This is a genomic window from Streptomyces sp. NPDC037083 (assembly GCF_055606485.1).
Genome location: NZ_JBVJSQ010000008.1, coordinates 99,292 through 115,557, shown reverse-complemented (window position 1 = coordinate 115,557; position 16,266 = coordinate 99,292). Strand labels below are relative to the sequence as shown.

12 protein-coding genes and 3 pseudogenes are annotated in these 16,266 nt (G+C 73.0%); 13 read left to right on the top strand and 2 right to left on the bottom strand.

Going from position 1 to position 16,266, the window contains the following annotated elements; all coding sequences use genetic code 11:
• The first annotated feature begins 4 nt into the window (after positions 1-4).
• The 8 genes and pseudogenes from ACZ7DE_RS22370 to mug all read left to right on the top strand — a co-directional run bounded on the left by ACZ7DE_RS22370 (position 5) and on the right by mug (position 9,007).
• On the top strand, positions 5-2,569 hold the full coding sequence (locus tag ACZ7DE_RS22370) for an ABC transporter permease (RefSeq protein ID WP_470763816.1): 2,565 nt from the start codon (positions 5-7) through the stop codon (positions 2,567-2,569).
• Positions 2,570-2,771: 202 nt separating this feature from the next.
• Positions 2,772-3,188 (top strand): annotated as a pseudogene (locus ACZ7DE_RS22365) (GNAT family N-acetyltransferase); the annotation flags it as partial.
• Between the two features lie 206 nt (positions 3,189-3,394).
• Positions 3,395-4,729 (top strand): hemolysin family protein, encoded by a 1,335-nt coding sequence (locus tag ACZ7DE_RS22360; protein WP_470763815.1) that lies wholly within the window; start codon positions 3,395-3,397, stop codon positions 4,727-4,729.
• On the top strand, positions 4,726-5,739 hold the full coding sequence (locus tag ACZ7DE_RS22355) for a hemolysin family protein (protein ID WP_470763813.1): 1,014 nt from the start codon (positions 4,726-4,728) through the stop codon (positions 5,737-5,739). Before ACZ7DE_RS22360 ends, ACZ7DE_RS22355 begins: the two co-directional genes overlap by 4 nt.
• Before the next feature lie 65 nt (positions 5,740-5,804).
• Positions 5,805-6,587 (top strand): SGNH/GDSL hydrolase family protein, encoded by a 783-nt coding sequence (locus tag ACZ7DE_RS22350; protein WP_470763811.1) that lies wholly within the window; start codon positions 5,805-5,807, stop codon positions 6,585-6,587.
• A gap of 10 nt (positions 6,588-6,597) precedes the next feature.
• A pseudogene (locus tag ACZ7DE_RS22345) lies at positions 6,598-6,927 on the top strand (DUF4326 domain-containing protein); the annotation flags it as partial.
• Positions 6,928-7,022: 95 nt separating this feature from the next.
• Complete coding sequence (purB, locus tag ACZ7DE_RS22340) at positions 7,023-8,465, top strand: adenylosuccinate lyase (protein ID WP_470763809.1); 1,443 nt, start codon at positions 7,023-7,025, stop codon at positions 8,463-8,465.
• Positions 8,466-8,509: 44 nt separating this feature from the next.
• Positions 8,510-9,007 carry a G/U mismatch-specific DNA glycosylase gene (gene mug / locus ACZ7DE_RS22335; protein ID WP_470763807.1) on the top strand — a complete coding sequence of 166 codons (498 nt, stop codon included), beginning with the start codon at positions 8,510-8,512 and terminating at the stop codon, positions 9,005-9,007.
• 6 nt (positions 9,008-9,013) lie between these two features.
• Here mug and ACZ7DE_RS22330 read toward each other — a convergent pair whose 3' ends face one another.
• Positions 9,014-9,424, bottom strand: coding sequence for a hypothetical protein (locus ACZ7DE_RS22330; RefSeq protein ID WP_470763805.1), 411 nt, complete (start codon positions 9,422-9,424; stop codon positions 9,014-9,016).
• A 423-nt stretch (positions 9,425-9,847) separates the two neighbouring features.
• On the opposite strand from ACZ7DE_RS22330, the pseudogene ACZ7DE_RS22325 reads away from it, so the two are divergent.
• Together ACZ7DE_RS22325 and ACZ7DE_RS22320 are read left to right on the top strand one after the other, a co-directional pair.
• A pseudogene (locus tag ACZ7DE_RS22325) lies at positions 9,848-9,919 on the top strand (DNA-binding response regulator); the annotation flags it as partial.
• Between the two features lie 99 nt (positions 9,920-10,018).
• Positions 10,019-11,176: an ROK family transcriptional regulator gene (locus tag ACZ7DE_RS22320; protein ID WP_470763803.1), complete on the top strand. Its 1,158-nt coding sequence runs from the start codon at positions 10,019-10,021 to the stop codon at positions 11,174-11,176.
• A 167-nt stretch (positions 11,177-11,343) separates the two neighbouring features.
• On the opposite strand, the gene ACZ7DE_RS22315 is transcribed toward ACZ7DE_RS22320, so the two are convergent.
• Positions 11,344-12,105, bottom strand: a complete 762-nt coding sequence (locus tag ACZ7DE_RS22315) for a GntR family transcriptional regulator (protein WP_470763801.1) — start codon at positions 12,103-12,105, stop codon at positions 11,344-11,346.
• A gap of 295 nt (positions 12,106-12,400) precedes the next feature.
• On the opposite strand from ACZ7DE_RS22315, the gene ACZ7DE_RS22310 reads away from it, so the two are divergent.
• The 3 genes from ACZ7DE_RS22310 to ACZ7DE_RS22300 all read left to right on the top strand — a co-directional run bounded on the left by ACZ7DE_RS22310 (position 12,401) and on the right by ACZ7DE_RS22300 (position 16,090).
• Entirely contained in the window at positions 12,401-13,054 is a 654-nt protein-coding gene (locus ACZ7DE_RS22310) for an NADPH-dependent F420 reductase (RefSeq protein WP_470763799.1), read from the top strand.
• Positions 13,055-13,186: 132 nt separating this feature from the next.
• Positions 13,187-14,017, top strand: coding sequence for an alpha/beta fold hydrolase (locus ACZ7DE_RS22305; RefSeq protein ID WP_470763797.1), 831 nt, complete (start codon positions 13,187-13,189; stop codon positions 14,015-14,017).
• Between the two features lie 486 nt (positions 14,018-14,503).
• Entirely contained in the window at positions 14,504-16,090 is a 1,587-nt protein-coding gene (locus ACZ7DE_RS22300; protein ID WP_470763795.1) for an alkaline phosphatase D family protein, read from the top strand.
• Positions 16,091-16,266: the final 176 nt, after the last annotated feature.

Here is a 16,266-nt window from a genome sequence, read left to right as displayed (position 1 = left end):
TCCGGTGCTGAAGGCAACGCTCAGAAGTTTCCTCGCGCACAAGGGACGGCTGCTGCTGTCCGCGCTCGCGGTCGTCCTGTCGGTGGCGTTCGTGGCGGGGAGCCTGATCTTCTCCGACACGGTGACCCGCACCTTCGACCGGCTCTTCGCGTCCACGGCGGCGGACCTCACCGTGGAGCCGAAGGAGGACCTGGAATCGTCCGTGCCGACCGGCGCGGTGGAGACCGTGCCCGCCGCGCTCGCCGGCCGGCTGGCCGGCGTTGACGGGGTCGCCTCGACCCACGCCGACGTCAGCGTGCAGAACATCACGGTCGTCGACGCCGAGAACAAGTCCGTGGGGCCGACCACGGGCGCGCCGACCCTCGCCACGGACTGGTACGTCACCGACCGCAGCCCGGTGAAGCTCACCTCCGGCCACGCCCCGCGGGGCGCCGGCCAGGCCATGCTCGACGCCGACACCGCCGACAAGAAGCACGTGAAGATCGGCGACACCCTCACCGTGATGGCCCAGCCGGGCTCGTTCAGGGTGGAGGTCGTCGGCATCGCCACCTACACCACCACGAACCCCGGCGCGGCCCTGGTCTTCCTCGACCCCGAAACCGCCGCCACGAAGCTGCTGGGCACGGCGGCAAAGGCCACGAGCATCTCCGTCGACGCGGCGCCGGGGGTGAGCGACACGGTCCTCAAGCGGCGCGTCACCGCCGCGCTCGGCGCGGGGCCCTACGACGTGAAGACGGCCGACGAGCAGGCGAAGTCGTCGGCGGAGGCGCTGGGCGGGTTCCTCGACGTCGTCAAGTACGTGATGCTCGGCTTCGCCGGGATCGCGGTGCTGGTCGGCGTGTTCCTGATCGTCAACACGTTCTCGATGCTGATCGCCCAGCGCACCCGTGAGCTGGGCCTGCTGCGCGCCCTGGGCGCCGACCGCCGCCAGGTGCGCCGCTCGGTGCTCACCGAGGCGGTGCTGCTGGGCCTGGTCGGCTCCACGCTGGGGCTCGCCGCCGGCATCGGTCTCGCGGCCGGGCTGATCAAGCTCATGAGCGCCTTCGGCATGAACCTGAAGACCACGGAGATGGTCGTCGGCTGGGCGACACCGGTGTCGGCGTACGCGGTCGGCGTCGGGGTCACCTTCGTGGCCGCGTACCTCCCGGCCCGGCGGGCGGCGACCGTGTCGCCGATGGCGGCCCTGGCGGACGCGGACGCCGGGGTGGGCCGGCCGCTCAAGGTGCGCGCGGTGGTGGGCGCGGTCGTCGGGGCGCTCGGGGCGGCCGCGCTCGTCGGCTGCGCGACCTCCTCGAAGACGTCGTCCGCGGCGTCCCTGCTGGGCCTGGGCGTGGTGCTCACGCTGATCGCCACCGTCATCGCCGGACCGCTCCTGGTCCGGCCGGTGATCCGGGTCCTGGGCGGGGCCTTCCCCGCGGTGTTCGGTTCGATCGGCCGGATGAGCCAGCGCAACGCCCTGCGCAATCCGCGCCGGACGGGCGCCACGGCGGCCGCGCTGATGGTGGGTCTGGCCCTGGTGGGCGGGATGTCGGTGGCGAGCGCTTCCATGTCCAAGTCCTTCGACCAGCAGATCGACAAGACGCTGGGCGCCGACTTCGTCGTCCAGAACGCCAACTTCGCCCCGTTCTCCCAGGAGGTGACGGACGCGGTGCGCGACACCGAGGGCGCCGGCCTCGTCGTGCGGCAGCGGTTCGCGCCGATCGCCGTGCGGCTGCCCGACGGCAAGCGCGTGAAGACGACCGCCGCCGGCTACGACGACCGGGTGGACGACGTCGCCCGCATCACGTACGCCGAGGGCGACACGACGGCCGCGCTGGCCGACGGCGCCGTCGCCATGGACGTGGACTTCGCCGAGGACCACGGGGTGCGGCTCGGCAGCGTGCTCCCGGTGGAGTTCCCCGGCGACCGGACGGCGTCGCTGAAGGTGGGCGCCCTCACCGACCAGGACGCCGCCGAGGGGTTCGGCACCGAGGGCGGGCTGTTCTTCGGCATCGCGGCCGTCGAGAAGTTCGTGCCCGGCGGGCAGGACTCCGCGCTCTACGTGAACGCCGCCTCCGGCACGTCCGCCGACCGGCTGCGCGCGCGCCTGGAGCAGACGCTGACCGCGTATCCGCAGGTGCAGGTCCGTGACCAGGCCGACTACAAGAAGCTGGTGCACGACCAGATCGCCGTGCTGCTCTACCTGGTGTACGCGCTGCTCGGGCTGGCGATCGTCATCGCGGTGCTCGGCGTCGTCAACACGCTCGCGCTGTCGGTGGTGGAGCGGACCCGGGAGATCGGGCTGCTGCGCGCCATCGGGCTGTCCCGTCGGCAGTTGCGCCGGATGGTCCGGCTGGAGTCGGTGGTGATCGCGGTGTTCGGCGCGGTGCTGGGGCTGGCGCTCGGGCTGGTGTGGGGCGTGTGCATCCAGCAGGTGCTGGCGTTGCAGGGCATGAAGGCGCTCGCCGTCCCGTGGGGCACGATCGTCGCGGTCGTGGTGGGCTCCGCGGTCGTCGGCGTCGTCGCGGCCCTGCTGCCCGCGCTGCGCGCGTCGCGGATGAACGTGCTGGCCGCCATCGCGCACGAGTGAGGAGCCCGGCCGGGGGACGGGGCTCGTGCGAGCCGGCGGAGGTCGAGCCGACCGCCGCCGGCGGAGATCGGGGCGGGCCCGTTTCGGGGTCGGTCGGGTCACGGCCGCGCCTGGCCGCCGGGGGGGGTGGGGACGCGGGCCGGTGACCGTCCGGATCCTGGAATTCCGCGCTCGGCCGCGCCGCAGGTGATGGGATCGCCGCATGTCTGATCTGCGGATACGGGCCGCGACGCCCGACGACCTGGACACCGTGCTGGCCTTCTGGAAGTCCGCCGCCGAGGGTACGAGCATCAGCGACGACCGAAGCGGTGTGGAGCGGCTGGTCGTCCGCGACCCGGAGGCGTTGATCCTGGCCGAGCGGAGCGGTGAGCTGGTCGGGACGGTGATCGCCGGGTTCGACGGCTGGCGGTGTCATCTGTACCGGCTGGCGGTGCACCCGGAGCGCCGCCGCCAGGGCGTCGGGGCGGCGCTGCTGGCGGCCGCGGAGGAACGGTTCGTGCGGCTGGGCGGCCGCCGCGGGGACGCGATGGTGCTCACTCGTAACGAGACCGCGCATCATGCCTGGCGCGCGGCGGGGTATGCGCCGGAGGAGAAGTGGCGGCGCTGGGTGAAACCGCTCACCGACCGGCCGGCCGACCGACCCGGGACCCATCAGGCCCGCTTTGCCGATCCTTTACCATTGGGGGACTGTGTGGATCACCGCGCGGTCCCCTCATGACGTCATGAAAGGTGTGAGCGTCCGCCCATGGGCGAGCCTCCCCGTACCCGTACCCGACATCGCGCGTTCCCGCCCGTCCTGGCCGATCCTGGGACGGAGGTGACCCGATGACCGAAGTGCTGCTGCTCCTGGTGGCGATCCTGTTGTCGCTCGCGTGCGGCGCCTTCGTCGCCGCCGAGTTCTCGCTGACCACGGTCGAGCGCAGCGAACTGGAACGGGCGGTGGAGCGCGGTGAGCGCGGCGCGTCCGGGGCGCTCAAGGCCGTCCGCAGCCTCACCTTCCAGCTCTCGGGCGCACAGCTCGGCATCACCGTCACCAACCTGGTGGTCGGCATGCTGTCCGAGCCGTCGATCGCCAAACTGATCTCCGGGCCGCTGGAGTCGCTCGGCCTGTCGAGCAGCACGGCGAGTTCCGTCGCGCTGGTGCTGGGCACGGCTCTGTCGACCGTGTTCCTGATGGTCGTCGGCGAACTCGTGCCCAAGAACTGGGCGATCTCCTCGCCGCTGTCGGTCGCCAAGGGCGTGGGCAACGCGCAGCGCTTGTTCAGCGCCGCCTTCCGGCCCTTCATCAGCCACCTCAACAACACGGCGAACCGCATCGTGCGCCTGTTCGGCGTGGAGCCCACCGAGGAACTCGCCGCCGCGCGCAGCCCCCAGGAGCTCGCGGCCCTGGTCCGGCACTCCGCGAGGGAGGGCGCCCTCGAGGCGGACACCGCGGAGCTGTTCGTGCGCACGCTGAACCTGGCCGATCTGACAGCGGAGAACGTGATGACCCCACGCGTGCAGGTCATCGCCCTGGAAGCGGCGGCGACCTGCGAGGACGTGGCGAACGCGACCCGGGCGACGGGGCTGTCCCGGTTCCCCGTGTACCGGGGCGGCCTCGACTCGGTGGTCGGCACCGCGCACATCAAGGACGCGCTGGCGGTCCCGGCCGCGCGACGCCCGCGCGTGGCGGTCTCGGAGATCATGCGCGAACCCCTCCTCGTGCCCGAGTCGCTCACCGTGGACCGGCTGCTGGACCGGCTGTCCGGCAAGCGGACGATGGCCGTGATCATCGACGAGTACGGCGGCACGGCGGGCGTGGCGACGCTGGAGGACATCGTCGAGGAGGTCGTCGGCGAGGTCCGCGACGAGCACGACCCGCACGAGACGCCCGACCTCGCACCCGCGGGCACGGACGACGACGGCCGGGCCCTGTACTCGGCCGACGGCTCCGCCCGCACCGACCAGCTCGCGCGCGTCGGCCTGCAGGCGCCCGACGGACCGTACGAGACGCTGGCCGGCCTGGTCGCCACCGAGCTGGGCCGGATACCGGCCGTCGGCGACGCCGTCGAGGTCGCCGGCTGGCGGATGGACGTCGTGGACGCCTCCGGCCGCCGGGCGGCCCGCGTGCTGCTGCACGCTCCGCTCGCCGACACCCACGCGGAAGGGGCGGACCAGTGACCGCCGTCCAGCTGCTCATCGCCCTGGCGACCCTCGTCGTCAACGCGTTCTTCGTCGGCGCCGAGTTCGCGCTGATCTCCGTACGCCGCTCCCAGATCGAGCCGCACGCCGAGCAGGGCGACCGGCGCGCCACCAGCGTGCTGTGGGGCCTGCAGCACGTGTCCGCCCTGATGGCGGCCGCGCAGCTCGGCATCACGCTGTGCACGCTGGTCCTCGGAGTGGTCGCCGAACCGGCCATCGCGCACCTGCTGGAGCCGGTGTTCCACGCGGTGGGCATGCCCGAGGGCGTCGGTCACGCGGTGTCCTTCGTGATCGCGCTGGCCCTCGCCACGTACTTGCACATGCTGCTCGGCGAGATGGTCCCGAAGAACATCACGCTGGCGGAGCCGGTGCGCAGCGCACTGCTGCTGGGTCCGCCGCTGGTCACGCTCGCCCGGGCGCTGCGCCCGGTGATCTTCGCGATCAACGCCTTCGCCAACGCCCTGCTGAAGCTGCTGCGGGTCGATACGAAGGACGAGGTCACGGCGACGTTCTCGGACGCGGAGCTGGCGCAGATCGTCAGGGACGCCGGCGAGGCGGGGCTCATCGACGGCCGCGCCCAGGAGCGGCTGCACGACGCCCTGGAGCTGGGACGCCGCCCGGTGCGGGACGTCGTCCTGCCGCTGGAGCGGGTCGTCTACGCGCGCTTGGGCGTCACGCCCGAGGAACTGGAGCAGCTGGCGGCCGAGAGCGGCTTCTCCCGCTTCCCGGTGGTGGACGAGGGGCGGCGGATCGTCGGCTACCTGCACGTCAAGGACGCGCTGGACGCCTCGCCCCGGGACACGCCCTTCCGGCTGCGGGAGATGCGGGCCATCGCTCGGGTGCGGGAGGCGACGCCGCTGGACGACGTCCTGACCGCGATGCGGGGCAGCCGCACGCATCTGGCGGCCGTGCTCGGCTCGGACGGCCGGCTGGCCGGCCTGGTGACGATGGAGGACGTACTGAGGGAGCTGTTCGGGCAACGGACGTGACGCCGGGCACGGACGGGAGGTGACCGACCAATGAGTATGCGACTCGGGCTACCATCTGTGTCGCCATGCAGACGAACACCACTCACACCAGCCTGGTCGCGATCGGCGACTCCTTCACCGAGGGCATGTCCGACCTGCTGCCCGACGGCTCCTACCGGGGCTGGGCGGACCTCCTCGCCGCACGGATGGCCGCCCGCACCCCCGGCTTCCGGTACGCCAACCTGGCGGTGCGCGGCAAGCTGATCCGGCAGATCGTCGAGGAGCAGGTGCCGGTGGCCGCCGCGATGGGCGCCGACGTGATCACCCTGGTCGGCGGCCTCAACGACACCCTGCGCCCCAAGTGCGACATGGGCCGCGTGAAGGGCCTGCTGACGGAGGCCGTGGAGCGACTGGCGCCGTCCTGCAAGCAGCTGGTGCTGATGCGCAGCCCGGGGCGGCAGGGGCCCGTCCTGGAGCGGTTCCGGCCGCGCATGGAGGAGCTCTTCGTGTGCGTCGAGGAGCTGGCCGAGCGGCACGGCGCGCTCGTCGTCGACCTGTACGGCGCCCCGTCGCTGAGCGACCCGCGGATGTGGGACGTCGACCGGCTGCACCTGACGGCGGAGGGCCACCGCAGGGTCGCCGAGGCCGTCTGGCAGAGCCTCGGGCACGATCCCGAGGACACCGACTGGCACACGCCGATGGCCGCGACGCTGCCGCCGGGATGGGCCGCCCGGCGGGTCGCCGACGCGCGGTTCGCCCGGCAGCACCTGCTGCCCTGGATCGGCCGCCGTCTGACGGGCCGCTCGTCCGGGGACGGCCTGCCGCCGAAGCGCCCCGAGCTGCTGCCGTACGAGGGACCGACGGCGTAAGGGGGCCCGGATGGCGACGCGGGTGATCAGTCTCCGGGGCCGGATCCACGACTTCGGCCCCCGGCTCCAGGACGCCCCCGACGACGTCGTCTACGTCGGCCGCCGCTGGACTCTCGGGGGCTGGGACCTCCCGCGCCACCCGCTGAGCAACCCCTTCGCCCACGACACCCAGAAGAAGAAGCGGGACGGGACGCGGGCCGAGGTGATGGCCTTGTACCGGGCGTACCTGCTGGAGCGTCCCGAGCTGCTGGAGCTGGTCGAGGGGCTCCGCGGGAAGACCTTGGCCTGCTGGTGCGCGCCGCTGCCGTGCCACGCCGACGTGCTCGCGGAGCTCGCCGACTCGGCCGGGCGCGACGAAGTGACGCCCGTCTCGTGGGTTCGGCCGAACGGGACCGTGGCACCGGCCTGCACGAAGCGCCAGTAGAATCCGGTCATGTGACTTCCGCTCCCGCCAAGCCCCGCATCCCCAACGTCCTCGCCGGACGCTACGCCTCCGCCGAGCTCGCCACGCTCTGGTCCCCCGAGCACAAGGTCAAGCTGGAGCGTCAGCTCTGGCTCGCCGTGCTGCGGGCCCAGAAGGACCTCGGGATCGAGGTGCCGGACGCGGCGATCGCCGACTACGAGCGTGTCCTCGACACCGTCGACCTGGCCTCCATCGCCGAGCGCGAGAAGGTCACGCGGCACGACGTCAAGGCCCGGATCGAGGAGTTCAACGACCTCGCCGGGCACGAGCAGGTCCACAAGGGCATGACGTCCCGCGACCTGACGGAGAACGTCGAGCAGCTGCAGATCCGCCTCTCGCTTGAGCTCGTCCGCGACCGCACGGTGGCGGTCCTGGCCCGGCTGGGCAGGCTGGCCGGGGAGTACGGCGAGCTGGTCATGGCCGGCCGCTCCCACAACGTGGCCGCGCAGGCCACGACCCTGGGCAAGCGCTTCGCCACGGCGGCCGACGAACTGCTCGTGGCATACGGCCGGGTCGAGGAGCTGCTGGGCCGCTACCCGCTGCGCGGCATCAAGGGCCCGGTGGGCACCGCGCAGGACATGCTGGACCTGCTGGGCGGCGACGCCGCGAAGCTGGACGAGCTGGAGGACCGGATCGCCGGTCACCTCGGCTTCTCGCAGGCGTTCACCTCCGTCGGCCAGGTCTACCCGCGCTCGCTGGACTACGAGGTCGTCACCGCGCTGGTGCAGCTCGCCTCCGCCCCCTCCTCGCTGGCGAAGACGATCCGTCTGATGGCCGGCCACGAGCTGGTGACCGAGGGCTTCAAGCCCGGCCAGGTGGGCTCCTCGGCGATGCCGCACAAGATGAACACCCGCTCCTGCGAGCGCGTCAACGGCCTGATGGTCATCCTGCGCGGCTACGCGTCGATGACCGGCGAGCTGGCGGGCGACCAGTGGAACGAGGGCGACGTGTCGTGCTCGGTGGTGCGCCGGGTCGCGCTGCCGGACGCCTTCTTCGCCCTGGACGGCCTGCTGGAGACGTTCCTGACGGTGCTCGACGAGTTCGGCGCCTTCCCGGCCGTCGTCGCACGCGAACTCGACCGCTACCTGCCCTTCCTCGCCACCACCAAGGTGCTGATGGGCGCGGTGCGCGCGGGCGTCGGCCGTGAGGTCGCGCACGAGGCCATCAAGGAGAACGCCGTGGCCTCGGCGCTGGCGATGCGCGAGCAGGGCGCCGAGCGCAACGAGCTGCTGGACAAGCTGGCCGCCGACGAGCGCCTCCCGCTCGACCGCGCCCAGCTGGACGCGCTCATGGCCGACAAGCTGTCCTTCACGGGCGCGGCGGCCGCGCAGGTGGCCACGGTCGTCGGCCGGATCGAGGAGATCGTCAAGCAGCGGCCGGAGGCGGCCGGTTACGCCCCCGGGGCGATCCTCTGACGCGCTTCACCCAGGCGGAACTGGAGGCCGCCCGCGACCGTCTCGTGCCGGACGTCGTCGCGGACGGCCTGCGCGTGCTGTTCTGCGGCATCAACCCGGGCCTGATGACGGCGGCCACCGGCCACCACTTCGCCCGCCCCGGCAACCGGTTCTGGCCGGTGCTGCACCTGTCCGGTTTCACTCCGCGGCTGATGAAGCCGGCGGAGCAGCGGGAGCTGCTGTCCTACGGCCTCGGCATCACCAACGTGGTGGCGCGGGCGTCCGCCCGGGCGGACGAGCTCGGCGCCGAGGAGTACCGCGAGGGCGGGCGGCTGCTGGCGCGGAAGGTGACGGCGCTGAAGCCGCGTTGGCTGGCCGTGGTCGGCGTGACCGCCTACCGGGCGGCGTTCGACGACCGCAGGGCCGCGGTCGGGCCGCAGGAGCGGCTCATCGGGGACACGCGCGTGTGGGTGCTGCCGAACCCCAGCGGGCTGAACGCGCACTGGACGACGGCGACGATGGCGGAGGAGTTCGCCCGGCTGCGGGTGGCGGCGCAGGACTGACGCCGGTCAGGGCGGATCGGTCTCCGTCACCACCAGCAGGAGCTGGAACGGCAGTTCCCTGTCCCACTGGGAGACTCCGAGCGCTATCCAGCGTGCCGTGCCCGGCAGTTGCCACAGGTGCAGGTCCGGGACGTGCCCGCTGAGCGAGGCCCAGGGCTCGGGTATGTCCTCGCCGTCCATGGCGCGCTCCAGCGTGCTCGCCAGGCTGACGAGGTGCGGCGGCCCCCAACGGCCGGCCAGCCGCTCCGTCAGCCCGTCCCGGTCGGCCTCGTACTGCTCCTCCGTCTCCCCCCACGCGCTGAGGTCGTCGCCGTGGAAGTCGCCGCTGGTCTGCAATTCCGCCACGAGATATCCCTCCGCCGGGAGCTCGCGGACGCTCAGCAGGTCGACGGTGGCGAGACCGCGCGCGATGTCCATGAGATCCAGTAAAGCGGCCGCCACTGACAATTGGCGGCCCGTCAGTGCGCACCCCGGCCCGGGCGTCCCGGACCCGCACCCGGCACGCGCCTGCGGCGACCGCCGCGGCCGTGGACAGGGCGGTCACCGCGAGCCCGGTCCACGGTCCGGGCGCCCTCTCCCACCTGCTGTGCAGCACCACTTGGGCGGCCCCGTCGGGCAGGACGTCGGCGGCGGCGCCTCTCATGTCGCCGACGACGAAGGACACGAGCAGGAGGAAGGGGATGAGCGTGCTCAGCGCGACCGCCCGTCCCACTGCGCAGGACCGTCGTCGGAACGGCGGCCGGCAGGGCCGTCAGCGTCGCATGGACGGCGCGGCCGGTCGCCCCGCGCAGCCCCTCCGCCGTCGGCCCCGGCAGGACCCTGCAGGGGAGCGCTGCCGGCCGAGCCGGGGCGCGGGACCGCGCGCAGGCGGTGATCACGGCGTACGAGTCGGGGTTCGTCGCGCCCGGCTGAGCGGTGTGTGACGGCATCGGTACGGATACGGCACTCGCCCGGGTCCTCCCTGCCGAGTACGATCCGCCCAAACACGCGCACGAGCTGGAAGGACGGACGTTGGGGCAGCTGACCGGCGGGGATCCCTCGCTGCTGCGAAGGATCAATTCCGCGGTGGTGCTGCACGCGCTGCGTGCCGCGGACTGCGCGACCCTCACGGAGATCACCCGCGTGACGGGCCTGTCCCGGCCGACCGTGGAGGGTGTCGTCGAGGACCTCATCGGGGCGGGACTCGTCGTCGAGCAGGCGGCCGACGAGAGCGTCGCCCGGCGGCAGGGGCGGCCCGCACGGCGGTTCCGGTTCCGGGCCGAGGCCGGGCATCTGCTGGGGCTGGAGATCGGTTCGCACCGGGTGGCCGCGCTGCTGGCCGATCTGGACGGACGCGTGCTCGGCGCGCAGGCCAAGGACGTGGACGAGTCGGCGCCGGCGGACGAGCGGCTGGAGCGGCTGCGCGCCGCGGTCGCGGAGCTGCTGCGCCGGGCCGGCGTCCCGCGCAGCTCGCTGCGGGCCGTGGGGGTCGGCACGCCCGGGATCGTCGAGGCGGACGGCACGGTGCGGCTGGGCACGGCGCTGCCCGAGTGGACGGGGCTGCGGCTGGGCGAGCGGCTGAGCCGTTCCTTCAAGTGCCCGGTGCTGGTGGAGAACGACGCCAACGCGGCGGCCGTGGCCGAGCACTGGAAGGGGGCCGCCACCGAGTCCGACGACGTCGTCTTCGTGCTGGCCGGGCTGAGTCCGGGCGCGGGTTCGCTGATCGGCGGGCGGCTGCACCGGGGGTACGGCGGGGCGGCCGGGGAGATCGGCGCGCTGCATCTGCTGGGGCGTGAGGTGACTCCGGAGACGCTGCTTTCCACCACGGACGAGCCGCTGCATCCGCTGGACGAGCAGGCGGTCACGGCGGTGTTCGCGCAGGCCCGGGGCGGCGACCGGCGGGCCCGTGAGGCGGTGGACCGCTTCATCCAGCGGCTCGTCCACGACGTGGCCGCGCTGGTGCTGGCCCTCGACCCTGAGCTGGTCGTGGTCGGCGGCTGGGCGGCCGGTCTCGACGGCGCGCTGGAGCCGTTGCGCGACGAGTTGGCGCGCTACTGTCTGCGGCCGCCGAAGGTGGCCCTGTCGGTGCTCGGCGAAGCGGCGGTGGCGACGGGGGCGCTGCGACTGGCCCTCGACCACGTGGAGGAGCAGTTGTTCGCGGTGGAAGGCACGGTCACGGCGCGACGGTGACGGCCACGACGGCCCGGGCGGTCACGGTGGCCTTCGGCGGAACCACGCCGCGCCCCGGTGAAGTGCGGGGCGCGGCGGAGTGCCGGGGCGGGACGGGGACGTCGCCCGGCGGCCGGGTGCAGGCTGTTCAGGGAGCCTGCCGCACGCGGCCCGGGCCGGACGGGGCGTCAGGAAGTCTGTCGCTCCGGACCGTGGTGTATCTCCACGCCGCCGGACGCGCCGAAGGTCAGCCGGCAGGTGTCCGCGCGGTAGGTCGCGACGGAGAGCGCCGCGGTGCGGCCCTCGGCGAAGAAGCGGGTGGTGACCACCAGGACGGGCGCGCCGGGGAGCCGGTCGAGTTCCCTGGCGTCGTCGGCGCGGGCCGAGCCCAGCTCCACCGCACGGTCCTGGCCCTGCAGTTCGAGGCGCTGCAGCTCGCGCAGCACCACGCGCGCGCGTGCCTCGTCGGAGGAGTCGTCGGCCGTGGTCAGGCCGGGCACCGACGTCGCGGGGACGTAGAGCAGTTCCGCGGCGACGGGCTGACCGTGCGACACCCGCGAGCGGCGCACGATGTGCACGGCCTGGTCGCGCGCGGTCTCCAGGGTGGTGGCGACGCCCGCGGGCGGGGCCGCGAGGGTGCAGTCGACGGACTGCCAGGCGTCGTCGCCCGTGCCGGGCCACAGCTGCTGCTCGGTGCCGACGGCCACGCCCATCCGCGGCGGCGCCACGGTGGTGCCGACGCCGCGGCGGCGCTGCAGCCTGCCTTCCAGCTCGAGCTGCTCCAGGGCCTGACGCAACGTCGCGCGGGCGACGCCGAAGCGGGCGGCGAGCTCGCGCTCGTTGGGCAGGATCTCCCCCACGGTGAACTCGGAGTCGAGCGCTTCGCTGAGCACCGTCCTGAGATGCCAGTACTTCGGTTCCGGTACCGATTCCAGTTGCGTGGTCCCCACCCTGTCCTCCGCAATCGCCGTGGTCCGGCGGCGTTTTCGCGCCCTTGTTTATTAAAGGTTGTTGTACTTATCTGCGACCATAGGGCGGCCCCCACCCTTGGTCAATACCAATCCTCGAACCCTGTCGGCACCGAGGCGAGCCTTGGGGGAAAGCGTTTACAGGGCGTTCGCGCGGTCGGGTTCTCGTGACACTCCGGCAACGCGCTCGTCGTGAAAGGCGGGCCGGGCGACCCGGCGGGAATTACCGTGGCGCGGGTCCGGCTCTCCGGCCGGCCCGAGGACACGGGAGGTCGCTGTGCGGTTCGCGGTACTGGGTACGGGCGAGGTCGGTCGCACGCTGGGCGGGAAACTGGTGAGCCTGGGGCATTCGGTGGTCCTGGGTTCGCGCACGAAGGACAATCCGGCGGCGCTGGAATGGGCGCGGGAGGCGGGGGCGGGGGCGAGCACCGGCACGTTCGCGGAGGCGGCCGCGGCCTCCGAGGTGATCGTGAACGCCGTGGCGGGCCGGGCGTCCCTGGCCGCGCTGCGGGCGGCCGGGCCGGGCCACCTCGAGGGCAAGGTCGTGGTCGACGTCTCCAACCCGCTGGCGATCGAGGACGGCGAGGTCCGGTTGTCGCCCGTCGAGTCGGACAGCGTCGGCGAGCAGATCCAGCGGGCGTTTCCGCACGCGCGCGTGGTGAAGTCCCTCAACACCGTCAACTGCCGGGTGATGGTGGATCCCGCGCGGGTGCCGGGCGAGCACCAGATCTTCGTGTGCGGGGAGGACGAGGACGCCAAGCGACAGGTCACGGCACTGCTCGGGGAGTTCGGCTGGCCCGCGGACCGGGTCCTCGACCTGGGCGGCATCAGAGCGGCGCGGAGCGTGGAGATGTGGCTGCCCCTGTGGCTGGACCTCATGCGCCGCTTCGGGCACGCGGACTTCAACCTGGAGGTTCGCAGGCCCCGTTGAGCCGGGATCGGAGGTGGGAGCCCGGGACTGGAGAGGTTCCCACGGTTCACTCACCTGGGGGCTACCCGCCGGTAGCAATTGCTGACAAGCTGTCTACGGCGTCCACCGGTCAGTCCATACGAGGAGCTCCCCATGTCCGCCACCGTCTCCTTCACGGTCCCCGCCCCCAGCGGCCCGCTGCCGGTCACCGTGTCCTACGCCCGCGCGGGCAAGGGTGAGCCGCTGCTCCTGCTGCACGGCATCGGCCACCACCGGCAGGCCTGGGACCCGGTGGTGGACATCCTGGCCACCGAACGCGACGTGATCGCCGTGGACCTGCCCGGCTTCGGCGTGTCCCCGGCACTGCCGGACGGACTGGCCTACGACCTGCCCACGACGGCGGCCGTGTTCGGGGCCTTCTGCGAGGAACTGGAGCTGGACCGCCCCCACGTGGCGGGCAACTCCCTGGGCGGGCTGCTCGCCCTGGAGCTCGGCCGCGAGAAGCTCGTGCGGAGCGTCACCGCGCTGTCCCCGGCCGGGTTCTGGTCGGAGGCGGAGCGGCGCTACGCCTTCGGCGTCCTTCTCACCATGCGGCAGATCTCCCGTCGGCTGCCCCTGCCCCTCGTCGAGCGGCTGGCGAGCACGGCCGCCGGCCGCACGGCTCTCACCAGCACCATCTACGCCCGCCCGGGCCGCCGTTCACCCGAGGCCGTGGTCGCCGAGACGCTGGCCCTGGCCCAGGCCACCGGGTTCGACCAGACCCTGCGGGCCGGCACCACCGTCCGGTTCACCGACGACCTGCCCGGCGTCCCGGTCACCGTGGGCTGGGGAACCCGGGACTGGCTGCTCGTGCGCCGCCAGGGCGTGCGCGTCAAGCAGGTCATCCCGGCCGCGCGCCTGGTGCGTCTGCCCGGCTGCGGCCACTGCCCGATGAACGACGACCCGGCGCTCGTCGCACGCGTGATCCTCGACGGCAGCCGCTGAGGAACGGGCCGCGCGGCCCAACGCCCCCGCCCCGCACTCGCTCCCGCACCCGCACCCGCACCCGCACCCGCACCCGCACCCGCACCCGCACTCAGGACGATTCCGGCCTGGGGGGGGAGTTGCCCCGGCGCGGGCAGGAGGCTTCGCCCTCGATGGGGGCGGGTCCGCGGGAAACGGTCCCACCTCCGGCCCGGCACAGGCGGCCGCGACGCGGACGGGCACGCAGGCCGACAGGCCGACAGGCCGACAGGCCGACAGGCCGACAGGCCGACAGGCCGACAGGCCGACAGGCCGACAGGCCGACAGGCCGACAGGCCGACAGGAGAGGGAGAGGGAGGGGGAGGGGGAGAGCCTCCGGGGAGGGACGCGCGTCGGATCCCATTGCGGACGCGGCCCGTTGTTCACCCGCGGTTTCCGTGCGCGCTGCGGCGCACCAGTAGGTGTGACTGTGCACACCGGCCGGTTCCCGTCCCTGGAGGCCCCCTCATGTCCCACCGTCCGTTTCCCGGGCGCCGCGGCGTCCTGCGCGGCTCGCTCGCCGCGTCCGCGGCCCTGACCCTGCCCGCCGCGCTCGGCGCCGCGCCCGCCTTCGCCCTGTCCGGCCGGCCCCGGGCGGCCTGGGGTGTGCAGACCGGGGACGTGACGTGCGACTCCGGGCTGGTGTGGGTGCGCTCCGACCGTCCGGCGCGGATGGTCGTCGAGACCGCGGCCACCGAGTCGTTCAGAGGCGCCCGCCGCTGGCACGGTCCGTTGCTCGGCGCCGGTACGGACTTCACCGGCACGACCCGGCTGCACGGGCTGCCGTCCGGCGAGCAGGTCCACTACCGCGTGCTGCTCGCCGACCCGGACGACCCGCGCCGCACCGGCGAGCCGGTGACCGGCGCCTTCCGCACGGTCCCCGGGGGTCGTCGGCGCGGGGTTCGCTTCCTGTGGTCCGGCGACCTGGCGGGCCAGGGCTGGGGCATCAACCCCGACCGGGGCGGTTACCGCATCTACGACGCGATGGCGAAGCTCGACCCCGACTTCTTCCTGTGCAGCGGCGACAACATCTACGCCGACGGCCCGATCGCGGCGACGCAGGCGCTGCCCGACGGCAGCCTCTGGCGGAACGTCGTCACCGAGGAGAAGTCGAAGGTCGCCGAGACGCTCGCCGAGTTCAGAGGCAACTTCCGCTACAACCTGCTCGACGAGAACCTGCGCCGGTTCAACGCCCAGGTGCCCTCCGTCATCCAGTGGGACGACCACGAGGTCCGCAACAACTGGTACCCGGGCGAGGTGATCGCCGACTCCGACGCCCGCTACACCGAGAAGAGCGTCGACGTGCTCGCGGCACGCGCCCGGCGGGCGTTCTCCGAGTACTTCCCGATCTCGACCCTGCGTCCGGGCGCCAAGGAGGGCCGCGTCCACCGGGTCGTGCGCCACGGGCCGCTGCTCGACGTGTTCGTGCTCGACATGCGCACGTACCGCAACGCCAACTCGCCCGACGACCAGACCGTGGACCCGCAGGGCATCCTCGGCGCCGAGCAGCTGGAGTGGCTCAAGCGGGAGCTGTCCCGGTCGCGGGCGGTGTGGAAGGTGATCGCCGCCGACATGCCCCTCGGGCTGGTCGTGCCGGACGCCACCGAGGGCAGGCCGAACATCGAGGCCGTCGCGCAGGGCGACCCCGGCGCGCCGCTGGGCCGTGAGCTGCAGATCGCCGAACTGCTGCGGTACGTCAAGCACCGGCGGATCACCGGCACGGTGTGGCTGACGGCCGACGTCCACCACACCTCGGCGCAGCACTACCAGCCGTCGCGGGCCGCGTTCACCGACTTCGAGCCCTTCTGGGAGTTCGTCTCCGGTCCGCTCAACGCGGGTGCCTTCCCGGCCAGCGCGCTGGACGGCACGTTCGGTCCGGAGCGGGTGTTCGTGAAGGCGCCGACCGCCTCCAACGTGTCGCCCGCGGGCGGCTACCAGTTCTTCGGCGAGGTCGACATCGACGGCGACAGCGGCGAGTTGACGGTGCGTCTGCGCGAGCAGGACGGCACCGTGCTGTTCACGAAGGTGCTGCAGCCGGGACGCGTCGGGCAGTAACCCGGCCTCCCGTACCCTCGAGACCGCGTGCCGCGCACCGGCGTCATCCCCCGGTGCGCGGCACGTGCGTGACGCCTGATGGAAGGAGTGTTCGTATAGGAATTAACAAAACGGTCATTCGTAGCCTTTACCCATCAGTCACAAGCCGTTCGTGATCACGCAACACCGTTCCTCCA